This window comes from Bradyrhizobium glycinis (genome assembly GCF_016031655.1).
GTDB classification, from domain to species: Bacteria; Pseudomonadota; Alphaproteobacteria; order Rhizobiales; family Xanthobacteraceae; genus Bradyrhizobium; species Bradyrhizobium glycinis.
On the sequence record NZ_JACCHQ010000008.1, the window covers coordinates 212,087 to 229,257 of the forward strand.

Sequence of the window (17,171 nt, forward strand, 5' to 3'; positions counted from 1 at the left end):
ACCGGGTGGGGACTTTGGCATTCCACCCTCAACTTACGGAAGAACCCTTGAAGAAAAAGTTATTCCAATTGTCCCACCCGGGCCTTGGGAACAGGGGCATTTCCGGTTTGACAGCCTGCCAAGGGTTTGTTTTGTCTCCGTTTCCAGAGTTCGGGTCGTCGAATGCAGAAGCTTTTCTCGTGGGCCAGCAAATGGTGGCCGGGGCTGATCCCCCTTGCCGTCATGTGGGGATTTGCGGCCTGGAATAATACCTTACCGGTCGAGGCCGATCTGTCGGCCCGCAGCTCGGCTGCGCTGAAGGACACCGTTCTGGACAAGACCCGGATCACGGTCGACGGCCGCGACGTCAGCCTGGCCGCGGACGCCTTCTCCGAGGAGGGGCGCCGCGACGCCGTGATGGCGGTCGAAACCGTCCCCGGCGTGCGGCTGGTCGATGACCGGACCCGCCTCGTTCCCGAGGCCAAGCCCTTCGTCTGGAACGCCGAGCGCGACGTGGTGCGGGTGACGCTGTCGGGCTCCGCGCCGCTGCCGTCCATGAAGGCCCGGCTGACCGAGGCGGCCCGAAAGGAAGTCGGCGGCGTCGAGGTTGCCGACCAGATGGGGCTGGCGCGCGGGGCGCCACCTCGCTTCGAAGCCGCCGCGATGCTGCTGCTGGATCAGATCGGCAAGCTGAAGGACGGCAAGATCACGATCACGGACACCAAGGTGAATCTGTCGGGCATGGCGCGTGAGCTCGGCGGCCGTGAGGCGATCGCGGCTGCGCTGAAGAACCTGCCTGAGGGTTTTTCGATTGCGGCCAACGAGATCAAGGCGCCGCCATACATCTTCCAGGCCTACAAGGATCCGGTGGCCGCGACGGTGACGCTGACCGGCTACGTTCCGGACAACAACGTCCACGCGGCGATCGCCACCAGCGCCTCGCGAAAGTTCTTCACCGAAAAGGTCGTCGACAATCTCAAGGCCAGCATCGGCGCACCCGGCTCCTTCAGCACGGCTGTTATCGCCGCGCTCGGCGCGCTGTCGCGGCTGTCGACCGGCACGCTCGTCGTCTCCGACCGCGAGGTGAAGCTCTCGGGCGATGCGCTCTACGAGGGCGCCGCGAACGAGATCCGCGCGGGTCTCGGCAAGGACTTCCCGAAGAACTGGCAGTACAAGCCGGAGATCACGGTGAAGCCCGCCGCTGGCCCGGTCGACGGCACCGTGTGCCAGCAATTGTTCTCGGAGCTTCTGACCAAGGGCAAGATCCGCTTCGCGAACAAGCGGGCGGACATCGATCCTGACTCGGCCGGCATCCTCGATCGCCTCATCGAGACCGCGCTGCGCTGTCCCACCACAAATATCGAGGTCGCCGGACATACCGACGCCGATGGCGAGGACTCCTTCAACCAGGCCCTTTCGGAAAAGCGCGCGCAGGCAGTGATCGACCATCTGATCAAGGCTGGCCTTCCCGCCAGCCGCTTCACCGCGGTCGGCCATGGCAGCACGCAGCCGGTCGCCGGCAACGACACCGATGAAGGCAAGGCGCAGAACCGCCGCATCGAATTTCTGGTGAGGTGACGATGCCCTATCTCGTCTCGTTCCATCTGGGCTGGCTGATCGGCTCGCTGCTGCTGGGCTTCTGCATGGGCTGGATCTCGGTGGTCCAGCGCGGCAACGGCACCTCGAAGGTGACCGCGCGGTGGCTCGCAGTGCTTGCCGCCGCCCTGGTCGCGATCGCTCTCGCCCATGTGGTCCCCGGTCGCTTCGGCTACTGGCTCGACCTCGGCCTGATCATGTTCGCCTGCTACCTCGTCGGCTGCACCATCGGAGCGTGGCTGCGCGATCGCGTGGTCGCGCGCAGCATGCGGGCAGGCTGAAGCCCGCGGTCGATCCCCTTACTTCCACTCGATGGTCATGAAGCGTCGGAGAAAGACAGGCGCTTGACAATAATACGTACGTACGTATTATTCAGTTTATGCCCAAGCACTCGCTCAAAGACGCCATCCTCGACGCCGGCCTCAAGGTCATGTTCCGGACCGGCTATCACGGTACCAGCGTGCGCGATGTGACCGCCGCGGCGGGCGCGCCGCAGGGCTCCTTCACCAATCATTTTCACTCCAAGGAAGCGTTCGCTTCGGAGGTGCTCAATCGATATTTCGAGATCACGAAGGGATTGGTCGCGGAGGCGCTTGAAGACGCTTCACTGACACCGCGGGCGCGGCTCAAACGCTATCTCGACATCATCACCGGCCGGCTCGAAGCCGATGGCTACGGAAGAGGTTGCCTCATCGGTGATCTCAGCTTGGAAGCGACCGGCAGCAGCGAGGTGCTGCGCACGCGCCTCGCCGAAATCTTTGCCGAGTGGCGCATGCCCTTCGCGGACTGCATCCGCGAGGCGCAGGAAAGCGGCGAGATCGATTCCGAATTCGAGCCCGGGGAGCTTGCCGACTTCCTGCTCGCGTCCTGGCAGGGCGCGATCCTGCGCATGAAGGTCGATCGCACGCCCAAGGCGCTCGAGCGATTCAAGACCATCGCATTCAAGACTGTCTTCAAGGAGCCGACATGAGCCAGCAAGCCAAGATCCAGATCCGCAGCGCCGCCGTGCTGGGAAGCACGATGGCTTATCGCGAGACGGGCGCGAAGGATGCGCCGGTCGCGCTCTTTCTCCACGGCAATCCGACGTCGTCCCATATCTGGCGAAACATCCTGCCGCTCGTCGCGCCGGTGGCGCATTGCATCGCGCCCGATCTCATTGGCTTCGGCCGGTCCGGCAAACCCGATATCGCCTATCGCTTCTTCGACCACGTCCGCTATCTCGACGCGTTGATCGAAGATCTCGGCATCAATTCGGCCTATCTCGTTGCGCAGGATTGGGGCACGGCCCTGGCATTTCATCTCGCGGCGCGCCGGCCGACGTTCGTGCGCGGCCTCGCCTTCATGGAGTTCATCCGGCCGATGCCGACCTGGCAGGATTTCCACCAAACGGAAGCTGCGCGCGAAACTTTCCGGAAATTCAGGACGGAAGGCGAAGGAGAGGCCATGATCCTGGAGGCGAATGCCTTCGTCGAACGCGTGCTGCCTGTTGGCATCATGCGCAGTTTGAGCGAAGAGGAGATGGCGTCTTATCGCGAGCCTTTTCCGACGCCGGACAGCCGCCGTCCGGTTCTTGCATTCCCGCGTGAATTGCCGATCGCGGGCGAGCCCGCCGATGTCTATCAAGCGCTGCAATCGGCTCATGCGTCGCTGAAAGCGTCCGCCTATCCGAAGCTGCTGTTCGCGGGCGAGCCGGGAGCCGTCGTCGCCCCCGAATTTGCCGAGACGTTCGCGGCCTCGCTGCAGCACTGCGCGCTCGTCAGCCTCGGGCCCGGCCGACATTACCTGCAGGAGGATCATCCGGATGCGATCGGCCGTTCCGTTGGCGGCTGGATCGCCGGCATCGAAGCGGTGCGTCCACAACTTGCGGCCTGAAGGAGAGCGAGATGTCGATTATCTGGTCCGACGATCTCGCCGGCATCGACTGGCAAGCTGTCCGAGCTCTATCGTATCGCCCCGCTCGGGAACAAGGCGCCGGCCGATCTCGCGCTCGTATTCGGCAACAGCATGTTTCGGGCTTTCGCCAGGGAAAATGGCCGCATCGTGGGGGCGGGACGCGCGCTGGCCGATGGCCGCGACTGCGCCTATCTCTGTGATGTCGCAGTGCACCCGGACTGTCAGGGGCGGGGTCTCGGTCGCGACGTGATCGAGCGTCTGCTTGCGCGTTGCCGCAGCCATCGCAAGATCATCCTCTACGCCGTGCCCGGCAAGGAAGGGTTTTACGAACGCCTGGGCTTCAGGCGGATGACCACGGCCATGGCGATCTTCGAGGATCAGGCCGGCGCCTATCGACGCGGCTATTTGACCGCGCCTTGAGTGCGATCTGGACCCCGCGGCCTTTCGGCGCATCGGAAAACCGGGAGCTGGCCGCTCCGGTCGCCCTCTTTCAACAGGCAGGCGGGCCCCATAGATTGACGTCAGCTTAAGGCGTGACGGAACATTGTGCGGCCGAAATCATCAAAACTTCATGGCCCCTGCGCAGGATCGCCCGGAGATTCGCGCCAAGCCTTGCCGACGAAAGCGCCAAACCCTGCACCGGGAGCCGCAACCCTGCCTAAAATATTGAAGGCACGTGTTTTTGTTCGAATTGGCGAATTCCACTTCGGCCAAAAACGCGCTAGTGGAGGGGCAGGGGGCATGCGCGATTCCGGCGCCGGCGGCGCGGATTCGTTGAATGCCTGCGCGTCCGCCTGTCCGCCGGCCACCCTGGCCGCTGAAGCGTTGTTCGAGGTCTAGATGCTGGAAGCCATCCGCAGGGCGATGACGTTTCTGCGCCAGAAGCAAGTCCTGCATAAGCTTGGCGTTGTGATCAGCATCGCGGTCATCGGCATCGCTTGCTACGTGCTCTACCACATGCTGCGCGGCATCGATTTCAACGAGGTCCTCGAAGCGATCAAGAGCACCGAACCGAGCCAGATTGCGATGGCGGCGCTGTTCGTCACTGCGGGCTATTTCACGCTGACCTTCTACGACCTCTTCGCCACGCGCGCGATCGGCCATGCCCATGTGCCCTATCGCATCAACGCGCTCGCGGCCTTCACCAGCTATTCGATCGGCCACAATGTCGGTGCCTCCGTCTTCACCGGCGGGGCGGTGCGCTACCGCATCTATTCGGCCTATGGGCTGAACGCGATCGACGTTGCAAAGATCTGCTTTCTCGCCGGCCTGACCTTCTGGCTGGGCAATGCCGCGGTGCTCGGCCTCGGCATCGCCTACCATCCGGAGGCGGCAGCCTCGATCGACCAGCTGCCGGCCTGGCTGAACCGGACGCTGGCGCTGATGATCATCGCAGGCCTGATCGGCTACGTGGTCTGGGTCTGGAGCCAGCCGCGGGTGGTCGGCCGCGGCCCCTGGACCGTGGTGCTGCCGGGCGGCCCGCTGACGCTGCTCCAGATCGCGATCGGCATCGTCGATCTCGGCTTCTGCGCGCTGGCGATGTATGTGCTGGTCCCCGACGAGCCCAATCTCGGCTTCGTGGTGGTCGCGGTCATCTTCGTCTCGGCGACCCTGCTCGGCTTCGCCAGCCATTCGCCCGGAGGCCTGGGGGTGTTCGACGCCGCCATGCTGGTCGGCCTCTGGCAGATGGACCGCGAGGAGCTGCTGGGCGGCATGCTCCTGTTCCGCGTCCTCTATTATCTGTCTCCCTTCGTCTTATCTGTAATCTTGCTGACGTTTCGAGAAGTTATCATCGGCGCCCGATCGAAGCGCTTGCAACAGGCGGCGCTCAAGCTGGACCCCGGCCCGGCGCCTGAAGCCGCCTATGTGAGAGAGCGCAGCGACAGCGGCGCCTGACCGGTGTCAGGTCCTTAAGGACAGTCCCCAGGAGAAGCCCGCCCCGATGGCGATCGACGCCCCCTCTTCTCCCTCCGCCCAGCCCTGGTCCGACCGGCTGCGGCACTCGACCATCATCCTGATCGCCGCGGCGCTGGCGCTGTCCGTCGTGGTCTCGCTCGGCGAATTGTCGGCGCTGCACGCCGCAATCGTGTTCCTCTGCATCGCGGCGGCTGCCTTGATCCCGTGGCGGCTGCACGATCCCGCCACCTCCCGCGACGACGTCAGACGCATCAACCCGGTCGAGAGCGCGGCGGTGGCCGCGGTGGTCGCCGGCATGCCGGATCCGGCGGTGCTGCTCGACCGGGCCGGCCGCGTCATCCACCTCAACGCCGCGGCCGCCCAGCTCGCGCCGGCGCTGCGCAAGAACGAGCTCGCCCAGTTCGCGCTGCGCTCGCCGGAGATCATCACCGCGCTGCGCGAGGCCATCGCGACCACCGAGCCGCGGCGCGCGACCTACCTCGATCATGTTCCGGTCGATCGCTGGATGGAGCTGATCATCACGCCGGTACCGGTCCCGACCAGCTTCGGCGGCGCCGACAAATGCATGCTGATGACCTTCCACGACCAGACGCCGCTGCGCCGGGTCGAGGAGATGCGCGCCGACTTCGTCGCCAATGCCAGCCACGAGCTGCGCACGCCGCTGGCGGCGCTGTCGGGCTTCATCGATACGCTCCAGGGCCAGGCCAAGGACGATCCCAAGGCGCGCGAGCGCTTCCTCGGCATCATGCACAACCAGGCGACCCGCATGGCGCGCCTGATCGACGACCTCTTGTCGCTGTCGCGGGTCGAGCTGTCGGCCCATGTCCGGCCCGACACCCTGGTCGATCTCGTCCCGATCATCCGCCAGGTCGCCGATGGGCTCGAGCCGCTGGCGCGTGAGCGTCAGGTCGAGGTGGAAATCCACTTGCCGGAACCGCCGGTGATGATCGCGGGGGACCGCGAGGAGCTGCTCCGCCTGTTCGAGAACCTGATCGAGAACGCACTCAAATACGGCGCCTCCGGCGGGCGCGTCATCGTGTCGCTGACCTCGAGCGCTGCCGCTGACGGAACTCAGGAAATCCGGGTCATGGTCCGCGATTTCGGCCCGGGCATCGCGCCGGAGCACCTGCCGCGGCTGACCGAACGCTTCTACCGGGTCGACGTCGGCGACAGCCGCTCGCAAGGCGGCACCGGGCTCGGGTTATCGCTGGTGAAACATATTCTTAACCGTCATCGCGGCCGCCTTTTGATCGAAAGCGTGCCCAGGCAGGGTGCCACCTTCACCGCCTGTTTTCCCCAGACCAAGACTCCGGCTTGATCGGAAATACAAGCAATTTCAATTGCTGAGTCCGTCATCCAACTGTCATGAAACCTTCGTAAAAGCACAGCCGACCGCTCCTAAAGGGGCGGCGCGGGGAGCGCGATCGGGCGCGGATGGCGCTTCGCTCCCCTGTATGGAGACCAGCATGAATTTCCTCAAAACCATGGTCGCTGCCGGCTTGGTCGCCGCATCGACGACGGTAGCCTTTGCGGCCGACATCACCGGTGCCGGCGCGACGTTCCCGTTCCCGATCTATTCGAAGTGGGCCGACGCCTACAAAAAGGAGACCGGCAACGGTCTGAACTATCAGTCGATCGGCTCCGGCGGCGGCATCAAGCAGATCCAGGCCAAGACCGTGACCTTCGGCGCCAGCGACGCGCCGCTCAAGGCCGAGCAGCTCGAGAAGGACGGCCTCGTCCAGTGGCCGATGGTGATGGGTGCCATCGTCCCGGTCGTCAACCTCGAGGGCGTGAAGCCGGGCGAGCTGGTGTTCGACGGCGAGACCCTCGCCAACATCTATCTCGGTAAGATCACCAAGTGGGACGATGCCGCGATCAAGAAGCTCAATCCGAACGCGAAGCTGCCCTCGGAGGCCATCACCGTGGTCCGTCGTTCGGACGGTTCGGGCACCACCTTCAACTTCACCAACTACCTCTCCAAGGCTAGCGCGGACTGGAAGAGCAAGGTCGGCGAGGGCACCGCGGTCGAGTGGCCGGTCGGCGTCGGCGCCAAGGGCAACGAGGGCGTGTCCGGCAACATCAGCCAGACCAAGAACTCGATCGGCTATGTCGAGTATGCCTATGCCAAGCAGAACAAGCTGACCCACACCGGTCTCATCAACAAGGCCGGCAAGCCGGTGCAGCCGACCGTCGAAGCCTTCCAGGCGGCCGCTTCCAACGCTGACTGGTCAAAGGCGCCCGGCTACTACGTCATCCTGACCGATCAGCCCGGCGACAAGTCCTGGCCGATCACGGCGGCGACCTTCATCCTCATGCACAAGTCCGCCACCGACAAGGCGGCCTCGCAGGAAGCCATCAAGTTCTTCCGCTGGGCCTTCAAGAATGGCGGCAAGATGGCTGAGGAGCTCGATTATATCCCGATGCCGGACAGCGTCGTCCAGCAGATCGAGAAGACCTGGGCTGCCGAGATCAAGAGCTAAGGCGCCATCTGTCCCGGATGCGGTTCCGGGATGCTGTAAGATCTCCGCTCCGGATCGGCCTCCTGCCGTATCCGGAGCGCGCCACCAACAACAAGCGTAAATAGCACGGGTACAGGGGATCGGCGTGGCTGAGATGGCTGTCGAGAGCAATGTGATTGATGCTGCCGGTCCATATGATCGCGCCAAGGCTTTGAGCGCGTTCAAGCTCGGCGACGTCACCTTCTACTGGATCACGCGGTTGTCCGCGATCTCGGTGCTGCTGATCCTCGGCGGCATCATCATCTCGCTGGTCGTGGGTGCATTCCCGGCGATCAAGGAATACGGCATCTCCTTCCTGTGGACGCAGCGCTGGGCGCCCTCCGCCGATCCGCCGGTGCTCGGCGCGCTCGGGCCGATGTACGGCACGCTCGTCACCTCCTTCATCGCGATGCTGATCGCCATTCCCGTCGGTCTCGGCATTGCGATCTTCCTCACCGAGCTCTGTCCGCAATGGCTGCGCCGCCCGATCGGCATGGCGGTCGAGCTGCTCGCCGGAATCCCATCGATCATCTACGGCATGTGGGGCTTCTTCGTGCTCGGCCCGTTCCTGGCCAACACCTTCCAGCCCTTCATGATCAGGGTGTTCGACGGCGTTCCCGTGCTGGGCGCGATCTTCGCAGGCCCCCCGTCCTATCTCAGCCTGTTCAACGCCGCCCTGATCCTCGCCATCATGGTGCTGCCCTTCATCACCTCGATCTCGGTCGACGTGTTCAAGACGGTGCCGCCGGTGCTGAAGGAAGCCGCCTACGGCGTCGGCTGCACCACCTGGGAGGTCGTCCGCAGCGTCGTGATCCCCTACACCCGCGTCGGCATCATCGGCGGCGTCATGCTGGCGCTGGGCCGCGCGCTCGGCGAGACCATGGCGGTGACCTTCATCATCGGCAACTCGTTCCGGATCTCCTCGTCGATCTTCGCGCCGGGCACGACGATCTCGGCGGCGATCGCATCCGAGTTCGCCGAGAGCGACGGACTGCACCAGTCCGGCCTGATCCTGCTCGGCCTCCTGCTGTTCGTGCTGACGTTCTTCGTGCTCGCGGCCGCGCGGCTGATGCTGCTGCGTCTGGAAATGAAGGCGGGGAAGTGACATGAATCCGATCTATTCACGCCGCCGCCGCAAGGACATCGTGATCCGCGGACTCTGCATTGCCGCCGCCGCCTTCGGCGTCACCTGGCTCGCACTGATCCTGATCACGCTGCTCTACAACGGCCTGTCCGGCCTCAACCTGCAGGTGTTCACCGAGAACACGCCGCCGCCCGGCTCGACCGAGGGCGGCCTGCTCAACGCCATCGTCGGCTCGCTGATCATGACCGTGCTCGGCGTCGGCATCGGCGCCCCGCTCGGGCTGTTCGCCGGCACCTATCTCGCCGAGTACGGCCGCAACGATAAGCTGACCTCGGTGATCCGGTTCATCAACGACATCCTCCTGTCGGCGCCCTCGATCATCATCGGCCTCTTCATCTATGGCGCGGTGGTGGTGCCGATGCGCGGCTTCTCGGCGATCGCGGGCAGCCTCGCGCTCGCCGTCATCGTGATCCCGGTTGTCGTGCGCACCACCGAGGACATGCTGCTGCTGGTGCCGAATCCGCTGCGCGAAGCCGCCAGCGCACTGGGCTTGCCGCGCTCGCTGGTGATCAAGCGGATCGCCTATCGTGCCGCGCGCTCCGGCCTCATCACCGGCGTGCTGCTCGCTACCGCACGTGTCGCCGGCGAGACCGCGCCGCTGCTGTTCACCGCGCTGTCGAACCAATTCTTCAGCCTCAGCCTGAACAAGACGATGGCCAACCTGCCGGTCACGATCAACAACTTCGTGCAGAGCCCCTACGCCTACTGGAAGCAGCTCGCCTGGAGCGGCGCGCTGCTGATCACCCTGACCGTGCTTGCCCTGAACATTGGCGCGCGCATCCTTGGCGCCGAGAGGACTGCAAAATGAGTGAAATGTCTGTTTCCGTCAGCGCGCCGACCGTTCATCCCGGCTCGCAGCCGCTGCCCGAGGCGCCGGCCAAGGTCACCGCACGCAACCTGAATTTCTACTACGGTGAGCACCACGCGCTGAAGAACATCAATCTGACGCTCGGCACCAATCGTGTCACGGCGTTCATCGGCCCGTCGGGCTGCGGCAAGTCGACCCTGCTGCGCATCTTCAACCGGATGTACGATCTCTATCCGGGCCAGCGGGCCACCGGCCAGCTGCTGCTCGACCAGACCAACATCCTCGACCCCAAGCTGGACCTCAACCTGCTGCGCGCCCGCGTCGGCATGGTGTTCCAGAAGCCGACGCCATTCCCGATGACGATCTACGAGAACATCGCCTTCGGCATTCGTCTCTATGAGAAGATCTCGAAGTCCGAGATGGACGACCGCGTCGAGAAGGCGCTGCGCGGCGGCGCGCTGTGGAACGAGGTCAAGGACAAGCTCAATGCCTCCGGCCTGTCGCTCTCCGGCGGCCAGCAGCAGCGCCTCTGCATCGCCCGCACCGTCGCGGTGCGGCCCGAGGTGATCCTGTTCGACGAGCCCTGCTCGGCGCTCGACCCGATCTCGACCGCCAAGGTCGAGGAGCTGATCCAGGAATTGTCCGAGAACTACACGATCGCGATCGTCACCCACAACATGCAGCAGGCGGCGCGCGTCTCCGACAAGACCGCCTTCATGTATCTCGGCGAGTTGATCGAGTTCGACGATACCAGCAAGATCTTCACGTCGCCGAGCGATCGGCGCACGCAGGATTACATCACCGGCCGGTTCGGCTGAGGAGACGGAACATGGGTTCTGAACATACCGTAAAGGCCTTCGACAGCGACCTTCAGGAGCTCACCCGCCTGGTCGCCGAGATGGGCGGCATCGCCGAGCGCATGATCGTCGATTCCGTCGACGCGCTGATCCGCCGCGACGTCGCGCTCGGCCAGCGCGTCGTCACCACCGACGGCGAGCTCGACGCGCTGCAGAAGCGCATCGAGGAGCGCGCGGTGCTCACCATCGCCCGCCGCCAGCCGATGGCCGTCGACCTGCGCGAGATCGTCGGCGCGATGCGCGTTGCGACCGATCTCGAGCGCATCGGCGATCTCGCCAAGAACATGGGCAAGCGCGTCGCAGCGCTGGAGACGGATTTCCATCCGCTCAAGCTGTTCCGCGGCCTGGAACACATGACCGACCTCGTGCAGCAGCAGGTCAAGTCGGTGCTGGACGCCTATGCCGCGCACGGCCACGACGGTGCCAAATACCTGACGACTTAAGGAGCTACGACCACATGGGCGCACGCATTATGGTGGTTGAGGACGAGGAAGCTCTCACCGAGCTACTCCGCTACAACCTCGAAGGCGACGGCTATGACGTCGAGACGGTGATGCGCGGCGATGACGCCGACACCCGCCTCAAGGAGCACATTCCCGATCTGATTGTGCTCGACTGGATGCTGCCGGGCCTGTCAGGCATCGAGCTGTGCCGGCGGCTTCGGACCCGCCCCGAGACCAAGCAGCTGCCGATCATCATGCTCACCGCGCGCGGCGAGGAGAGCGAGCGGGTGCGCGGGCTTGCCACCGGCGCCGATGATTACATCGTCAAGCCGTTCTCGGTGCCGGAGCTGCTCGCGCGTGTGAAGGGGCTGCTCAGGCGCGCGAGCCCCGAGCGCCTCGCCACCGTGCTCGCCTATGGCGATATCGAGCTCGACCGCGACAAGCGCCGCGTGGCGCGATCGGGCCGGCCGATCGATCTCGGCCCGACCGAATATCGCCTGCTGGAGTTCTTCCTGGAGCATCCCGGCCGCGTGTTCTCGCGCGAGCAGCTGCTCGACAGCGTGTGGGGCCGCGACATCTACATCGACGAGCGCACCGTCGACGTCCATATCGGCCGCCTGCGCAAGCTGCTCAATCTCGGCCGCGAGCAGGATCCGATCCGAACCGTCCGCGGCGCCGGCTACGCGCTGGACGATCGTTTCGCGAAGGCTGAGCAGACGTAAGCTGGTCTAGCGAGCCGCGGCAACAATCTCGGCCGTCATCCCGGGGCGCGCGCAGCGCGAGCCCGGGATCCATAACCACAGGATGTGGTTTGGCGGGGGCTCGCAGTAACCATCTCGCGCAATCACCGCGCCCTATGGTTATGGATCCCCGCCTTCGCGGGGATGACACCGAATAATTGGAGCCGTCATCGTGTGACGGCTGCCGTCCTGGCAATCAATGAAATCGCAAGCTCACCGCGTGCCTGGCTTCGCCGGCGCGCGCCGGCGGTCCGCTGCGGGCTGATAGGCCACGCGCGAGTGCTGGGCACAGTAGGGCAGGCCGGAGAGCGCCTTGCCGCCGCAGAAGAAGAAATCCGGGCTCGAGGGATCGCCGACCGGCCAGTGGCAGGTCGCCTCGTTCAATTCCAGCAGCGACAGCCGCTGGCTCATCGGCACCACGTTGTCGTAGGTAACCGGCTCGGCTTCCACCTCGACCTCGAAGGCCTGCGCCAGCGCGGTGTTGCCGCGTGCGACGGGGCGGGTCACCCGCATCATGTGCTGCGCGGGCCGTGCCTTGCGCGGCCGCGGCGCTGCCGATGAAGGGCTCTTGGCGCGGCCGGACAGGCCGAGCCGGTGCACCTTGCCGATCACGGCATTGCGGGTCACATTGCCGAGCTCCGCCGCGATCTGGCTGGCCGAAAGTCCGGCCTCCCAGAGCTTCTTCAGCTGCTCGACGCGATCATCGGACCAGGTCAAAACCGTCATTGCACCCCTTCCCTCGCTGCGCGCCTGCCATCCTGGGGCCTTCGCAGCGAATGCTTAAGCCTTGAAAAACCCGTGCCGTCAGAATCCCTTAAGGCTCGCCGGGCGCGCTCAAGACGCCCGAACGTTTACGCCGGTACATGAGGACTTTTGGGATCAGAACTGCTGCACGAGATGTCGTATCTGACAGTCTAAACGCTACAATATGGCGTGACTCCCGCGCAAGAGTCCGCCGACTCGCTTCCACATGTTCCGTGGTGAAAAACCCGCAAAAACGGCACCGCAAGACTACGGATTTAGCGTTTCGCGAGGCTTTCCGGGCGGCATTGACACCCGTCTTGCCAAGCATAAGATAGTGCCACGTGCCGCCCTTAAAAGGCGGCACGTTTCGTTTTCCGGGGCCGGTCAATGGTGCGTCGCGCAATGCGTGCCTCACACCGTCCGCAACATTCAAGTGACGTCATGACCAACAGCGCCGCGCCGCATTTGCTCCCCGTTTTCGCCAGGGCCGACCTCGGTTTCGAGCGCGGCGAAGGCTGCTGGCTGATCGCGACGAACGGCGATCGCTATCTCGATTTCACCTCGGGCGTGGCGGTGAATGCGCTCGGCCATGTCCATCCCGCGCTGGTAAAGGCATTGCAGGAGCAGGCGACCAAGCTCTGGCACATGTCGAACCTGTTCCAGAGCCCTGATGGCGAGAAGCTCGCAAGCCGCCTTTGCAATGAGAGCTTTGCGGACTTCGTGTTCTTCTGCAATTCCGGCGCCGAGGCGCTGGAAGGCGTGATCAAGCTTGTGCGCCACCATCATTTCTCGAAGGGGCATCCGGAACGTTATCGCATGATCACCTTCGAGGGTGCCTTCCATGGCCGCACGCTGGCAACGCTCGCCGCCACCGGGTCTGCGAAATATCTCGAAGGCTTCGGTCCGCCGATGGACGGCTTCGATCAGGTGCCGCATGGCGACCTCGACGCCGTGAAAAAGGCGATCGGCCCGCACACCGCCGGCATTCTCATCGAGCCGATCCAGGGCGAGGGTGGCGTTCGTGCTGCACCTCACGCCTTCCTGAAGGCGCTGCGTGAACTCTGCAACGAGCGCGGCCTGTTGCTCGCCTTCGACGAGGTGCAGACCGGCATGGGCCGCACCGGCGAGCTCTTTGCCTACAAGCGCACCGGTGTCACACCGGACGTGATGTCGCTCGCCAAGGCGCTCGGCGGCGGCTTCCCGATCGGCGCCGTGCTGGCGACCGCGGATGCGGCCGCAGGTATGGGGCCCGGCTCGCACGGCTCGACCTTCGGCGGCAATCCGCTCGCGATCTCGGCCGCCAACGCCGTGCTCGACGTCATGCTCAAGCCCGGCTTCTTCGACCACGTGCAGAAGATGTCGCTGCTGCTCAAGCAGAAGCTTGCCTCCGTGATCGATCGTCATCCCGACGTCGTCAGCGAGGTGCGCGGCGAGGGCCTCCTGATCGGTATCAAAGCCGTGGTGCCTTCGGGTGATCTCGTTGCGGCGCTGCGCGCCGAAAAGCTGCTCACCGTCGGAGCCGGCGACAATGTCGTGCGCTTCCTGCCGCCCCTGATCGTCAGCGAAGCGGAGATCGAGGACAGCGTCGGCCGGCTCGAGCGCGCCTGCACTGCGATCTCCTCCAGCCAGACCAAGCGGGCGGCAAGCTGATGAGCACGACGCCCAACAAAGCTCCAAAGCACTTCCTGGACATCAACGAGCTGCCGCTCTCGGAGCTCAAGAGCATGCTCGCCGCCTCTTCGGCCATGAAGGCGAAGCAGAAGGCGCAGCAGCCGGTCAGGCCGCTCGAAGGCAAGACGCTGGCGATGATCTTCGAGCGTCCCTCCACCCGCACCCGCGTGTCGTTCGACGTCGGCATGCGCCAGCTCGGCGGCGAGGCGATCATGCTCACCGGCGCCGAGATGCAGCTCGGACGCGGCGAGACCATCGCCGACACCGCGCGGGTGCTGTCGCGCTATGTCGACGCCATCATGATCCGCATCCTCAATCACGATGCGCTGCTGGAGCTTGCGGCCAACGCCACCGTGCCCGTCATCAACGGCCTGACGCGGCGTTCGCACCCCTGCCAGGTGATGGCCGACCTCATGACCTATGAGGAGCATCGCGGCCCGATCGAGGGTAAGACGGTGGCCTGGACCGGCGACGACAACAACGTGCTGGCGTCCTGGGCCCATGCCGCCGAGCGCTTCAAATTCCAGCTCAATGTCGCAACGCCGCCAGAGCTCGCACCGAAAAAGGCCATGCGCGACTGGATCAAGGCGACCGGCGCGCCGATCGTGCTCGGCACCGATCCCGAGGCCGCTGTGCGCGGCGCCGATTGCGTCGTCACCGACACCTGGGTGTCGATGGGCGACAAGGAGGGCGAGCACCGCCACAACGTGCTCAAGCCGTACCAGGTCAATGCCAAGCTGATGTCGCTGGCCAAGGCGGACGCATTGTTCATGCATTGCCTGCCGGCCCATCGCGGCGAGGAGGTCACCGATGAGGTGATCGACGGTCCGCAATCGGTCGTGTTCGATGAGGCCGAAAACCGCCTGCATGCGCAGAAGGGCATCTTGGCCTGGTGCTTCGATGCGGTGAAGTAATCGCGGGGTGGCGCTGCGTCGCGGCTCCATTCTCCGCTGTCGTCCCGGACAAGCGCCGCATAGCGGCGCGCCGATCCGGGACCCATGACCACAGGATCGAGTTTGGCGAGGACTCGGAGTTGTCATCTCGCATGATGACGTGGTCCTATGTTTATGGGTCCCGGGCTCGCGCGTTGCGCGCCCCGGGACGACACCGAGTTTGCTGTAGCGTTGTGCACCCTCATCGCATCCGGAACGCGCCCCTTCCATTTCCGTCCTCCGACCCCAGATAAAGCGCCATGGTTTCCCAATCTCCTGAGATGAATACCGGGCCTGAAGGCCCGGTTCGCGCGCCATCACCGGTTCCGATCGATGACGCCGTGCTGCCTTACGAGGTCGACGCGCTCGACGTGCGCGGGCGCCTGGTGCGCCTTGGTCCTGCGCTCGACGACATCCTCACCAAGCACGATTATCCCGCAGCCGTGGGCAAGCTGCTCGGCGAGGCCATCGTGCTGACGACGCTGCTCGGCTCGGCGCTGAAATTCGAGGGCCGCTTCATTCTTCAGGCCCAGACCGATGGCCCGGTGTCGTTCCTGGTGGTCGACTACAAGGCTCCGGACCGCCTGCGCGCCTATGCGCGCTTTGATGTCTCGCGCCTGGGCACGGCGAAGGATTCCGGCACGCTGCTCGGCCGCGGCCATCTCGCCATGACCATCGACCAGGGCCCCGACATGAGCCGCTACCAGGGCCTCGTTGCGCTCGACGGCGGCAGCCTGGAAGACGCCGCCCACGAATATTTCCTGCGCTCCGAGCAGATCCCGACGCGCGTGCGCCTCGCGGTCGGCGAGGAGTGGCGTTCGAGCGACGGCGGCAAGCATCGCTGGCGCGCCGGCGGCATGCTGATGCAATTTCTGCCGAAGGCGCCGGAGCGCGCACGGCAGGCCGACTTGCATCCCGGCGATGCGCCCGACGGCACGGAGGTGCACAGCGTCGAGGAAGACGATGCCTGGGTCGAGGCACGCTCGCTGATCGAGACGGTCGAAGACGTCGAGCTGATCGATCCCGAGCTCTCCGGCGAGCGGCTGCTCTATCGCCTCTTCCACGAGCGCGGCGTGCGCGTATTCAATCCGCAGGTGCTAGAGGCGCGGTGCTCCTGCTCGCGCGATGCGGTCGCCGCGATGCTCAAGAGCTTCTCGCACGACGACCGCGCCGCCATGGTCAAGGATGACAAGGTCGTCGTCACCTGCGAGTTCTGCTCGTCGGTGTACCAGTTCACGCCGCACGAGGCGGGCGTGGAGGACGCGTAGCGTCTCCTTCGTCGCGACGCTCGCTGTTCGCCAGGCACTCGGATATCGTAAGGTGGGCAAAGCGAAGCGTGCCCACGATCTCATGCCGTGATCGAGAATGGTGGGCACGACGCTATGCGTCTTTGCCCACCCTACGGCACCTTGTCCGGGACGCGAGACCGAGCCCCCTAATTCAGCACCCGCTTGTTGTCCGGGCTGTCCAGCGAAAACGTCGGCACGTCGATCTCGAAGCGCTCGCCGGTTTCGCTGACCATCTGGTAGCGGCCGGTCATGAAGCCGGAGGCGGTCGAGAGCGGCACCCCGGAGGTGTATTCGAAGCGCTCGCCGGGGGCCAGGATCGGCTGCTCGCCGACCACGCCCTCGCCCTTCACCTCCTGCTGGCGACCGGAGGCATCGGTGATGATCCAGTGCCGCGTCTTGAGCTGCACGGTCTCCTCGCCGGAATTGGTGATGACGATGGTGTAGGACCAGAAGTAGCGCGAGCGGTCGGCCGACGATTGCTCCGGAACAAAGTTCGGCTCGACGGTCACTTCGATCTGGCGGGTCACGGCGCGGTACATGGCTGTCATCATACCGAAATCCGCCCCGGGAACCAAACCCCCGCGGGCGCCTTGGCGACATCGTCCCGCCAGAATTGGCGGGAAAGCACACACCGAGGGAGACACCTTATGTGATCTGGCC

At 64.9% G+C, this 17,171-nt stretch carries 17 protein-coding genes and 1 pseudogene; 16 read left to right on the forward strand and 2 right to left on the reverse strand.

Annotated features, from left to right (window positions below):
• Window positions 1–162: 162 nt before the first annotated feature.
• From HZZ16_RS14650 to phoB, 13 genes and pseudogenes are all read left to right on the forward strand, one after another.
• Window positions 163–1,557 (forward strand): OmpA family protein, encoded by a 1,395-nt coding sequence (locus tag HZZ16_RS14650; protein WP_197949147.1) that lies wholly within the window; start codon window positions 163–165, stop codon window positions 1,555–1,557.
• A 2-nt stretch (window positions 1,558–1,559) separates the two neighbouring features.
• Window positions 1,560–1,856: a hypothetical protein gene (locus HZZ16_RS14655; protein ID WP_197949148.1), complete on the forward strand. Its 297-nt coding sequence runs from the start codon at window positions 1,560–1,562 to the stop codon at window positions 1,854–1,856.
• 98 nt (window positions 1,857–1,954) lie between these two features.
• Window positions 1,955–2,545 (forward strand): TetR/AcrR family transcriptional regulator, encoded by a 591-nt coding sequence (locus tag HZZ16_RS14660; protein ID WP_197949149.1) that lies wholly within the window; start codon window positions 1,955–1,957, stop codon window positions 2,543–2,545.
• A complete protein-coding gene (locus HZZ16_RS14665) occupies window positions 2,542–3,447 on the forward strand; it encodes a haloalkane dehalogenase (protein ID WP_197949150.1) in 906 nt (301 codons plus the stop codon). Before HZZ16_RS14660 ends, HZZ16_RS14665 begins: the two co-directional genes overlap by 4 nt.
• A gap of 132 nt (window positions 3,448–3,579) precedes the next feature.
• The gene (locus HZZ16_RS14670; protein ID WP_246510126.1) at window positions 3,580–3,888 is read left to right on the forward strand and encodes a GNAT family N-acetyltransferase; all 309 of its coding nucleotides are present in this window, start codon (window positions 3,580–3,582) and stop codon (window positions 3,886–3,888) included.
• A gap of 420 nt (window positions 3,889–4,308) precedes the next feature.
• A complete protein-coding gene (locus tag HZZ16_RS14675) occupies window positions 4,309–5,364 on the forward strand; it encodes a lysylphosphatidylglycerol synthase domain-containing protein (RefSeq protein WP_197949151.1) in 1,056 nt (351 codons plus the stop codon).
• 46 nt (window positions 5,365–5,410) lie between these two features.
• The gene (locus HZZ16_RS14680; RefSeq protein ID WP_197949152.1) at window positions 5,411–6,703 is read left to right on the forward strand and encodes an ATP-binding protein; all 1,293 of its coding nucleotides are present in this window, start codon (window positions 5,411–5,413) and stop codon (window positions 6,701–6,703) included.
• A 148-nt stretch (window positions 6,704–6,851) separates the two neighbouring features.
• Entirely contained in the window at window positions 6,852–7,865 is a 1,014-nt protein-coding gene (gene pstS / locus HZZ16_RS14685) for a phosphate ABC transporter substrate-binding protein PstS (protein ID WP_197949153.1), read from the forward strand.
• 133 nt (window positions 7,866–7,998) lie between these two features.
• Window positions 7,999–8,988 (forward strand): phosphate ABC transporter permease subunit PstC, encoded by a 990-nt coding sequence (gene pstC, locus HZZ16_RS14690; protein WP_197949280.1) that lies wholly within the window; start codon window positions 7,999–8,001, stop codon window positions 8,986–8,988.
• A 1-nt stretch (window position 8,989) separates the two neighbouring features.
• The gene (gene pstA, locus HZZ16_RS14695; RefSeq protein ID WP_197949154.1) at window positions 8,990–9,835 is read left to right on the forward strand and encodes a phosphate ABC transporter permease PstA; all 846 of its coding nucleotides are present in this window, start codon (window positions 8,990–8,992) and stop codon (window positions 9,833–9,835) included.
• Window positions 9,832–10,653 (forward strand): phosphate ABC transporter ATP-binding protein PstB, encoded by an 822-nt coding sequence (gene pstB, locus HZZ16_RS14700; protein ID WP_197949155.1) that lies wholly within the window; start codon window positions 9,832–9,834, stop codon window positions 10,651–10,653. The genes pstA and pstB overlap by 4 nt, the downstream gene beginning before the upstream one ends.
• Window positions 10,654–10,664: 11 nt before the next feature.
• A pseudogene (locus tag HZZ16_RS14705) lies at window positions 10,665–11,102 on the forward strand (phosphate signaling complex PhoU family protein); the annotation flags it as partial.
• A gap of 47 nt (window positions 11,103–11,149) precedes the next feature.
• Window positions 11,150–11,857 (forward strand): phosphate regulon transcriptional regulator PhoB, encoded by a 708-nt coding sequence (gene phoB, locus HZZ16_RS14710; RefSeq protein ID WP_008143479.1) that lies wholly within the window; start codon window positions 11,150–11,152, stop codon window positions 11,855–11,857.
• Window positions 11,858–12,088: 231 nt separating this feature from the next.
• On the opposite strand, the gene HZZ16_RS14715 is transcribed toward phoB, so the two are convergent.
• Window positions 12,089–12,601, reverse strand: coding sequence for a GcrA family cell cycle regulator (locus HZZ16_RS14715; RefSeq protein WP_024337097.1), 513 nt, complete (start codon window positions 12,599–12,601; stop codon window positions 12,089–12,091).
• A gap of 459 nt (window positions 12,602–13,060) precedes the next feature.
• On the opposite strand from HZZ16_RS14715, the gene HZZ16_RS14720 reads away from it, so the two are divergent.
• The 3 genes from HZZ16_RS14720 to HZZ16_RS14730 all read left to right on the forward strand — a co-directional run bounded on the left by HZZ16_RS14720 (window position 13,061) and on the right by HZZ16_RS14730 (window position 16,490).
• Window positions 13,061–14,269, forward strand: coding sequence for an aspartate aminotransferase family protein (locus HZZ16_RS14720; protein WP_197949156.1), 1,209 nt, complete (start codon window positions 13,061–13,063; stop codon window positions 14,267–14,269).
• On the forward strand, window positions 14,269–15,204 hold the full coding sequence (argF, locus tag HZZ16_RS14725; protein ID WP_036042744.1) for an ornithine carbamoyltransferase: 936 nt from the start codon (window positions 14,269–14,271) through the stop codon (window positions 15,202–15,204). The genes HZZ16_RS14720 and argF overlap by 1 nt, the downstream gene beginning before the upstream one ends.
• Window positions 15,205–15,482: 278 nt before the next feature.
• Complete coding sequence (locus tag HZZ16_RS14730) at window positions 15,483–16,490, forward strand: Hsp33 family molecular chaperone (protein WP_197949157.1); 1,008 nt, start codon at window positions 15,483–15,485, stop codon at window positions 16,488–16,490.
• Between the two features lie 167 nt (window positions 16,491–16,657).
• Here HZZ16_RS14730 and apaG read toward each other — a convergent pair whose 3' ends face one another.
• Window positions 16,658–17,050 carry a Co2+/Mg2+ efflux facilitator ApaG/CorD gene (gene apaG / locus HZZ16_RS14735; RefSeq protein WP_024337101.1) on the reverse strand — a complete coding sequence of 131 codons (393 nt, stop codon included), beginning with the start codon at window positions 17,048–17,050 and terminating at the stop codon, window positions 16,658–16,660.
• Window positions 17,051–17,171 lie beyond the last annotated feature (121 nt).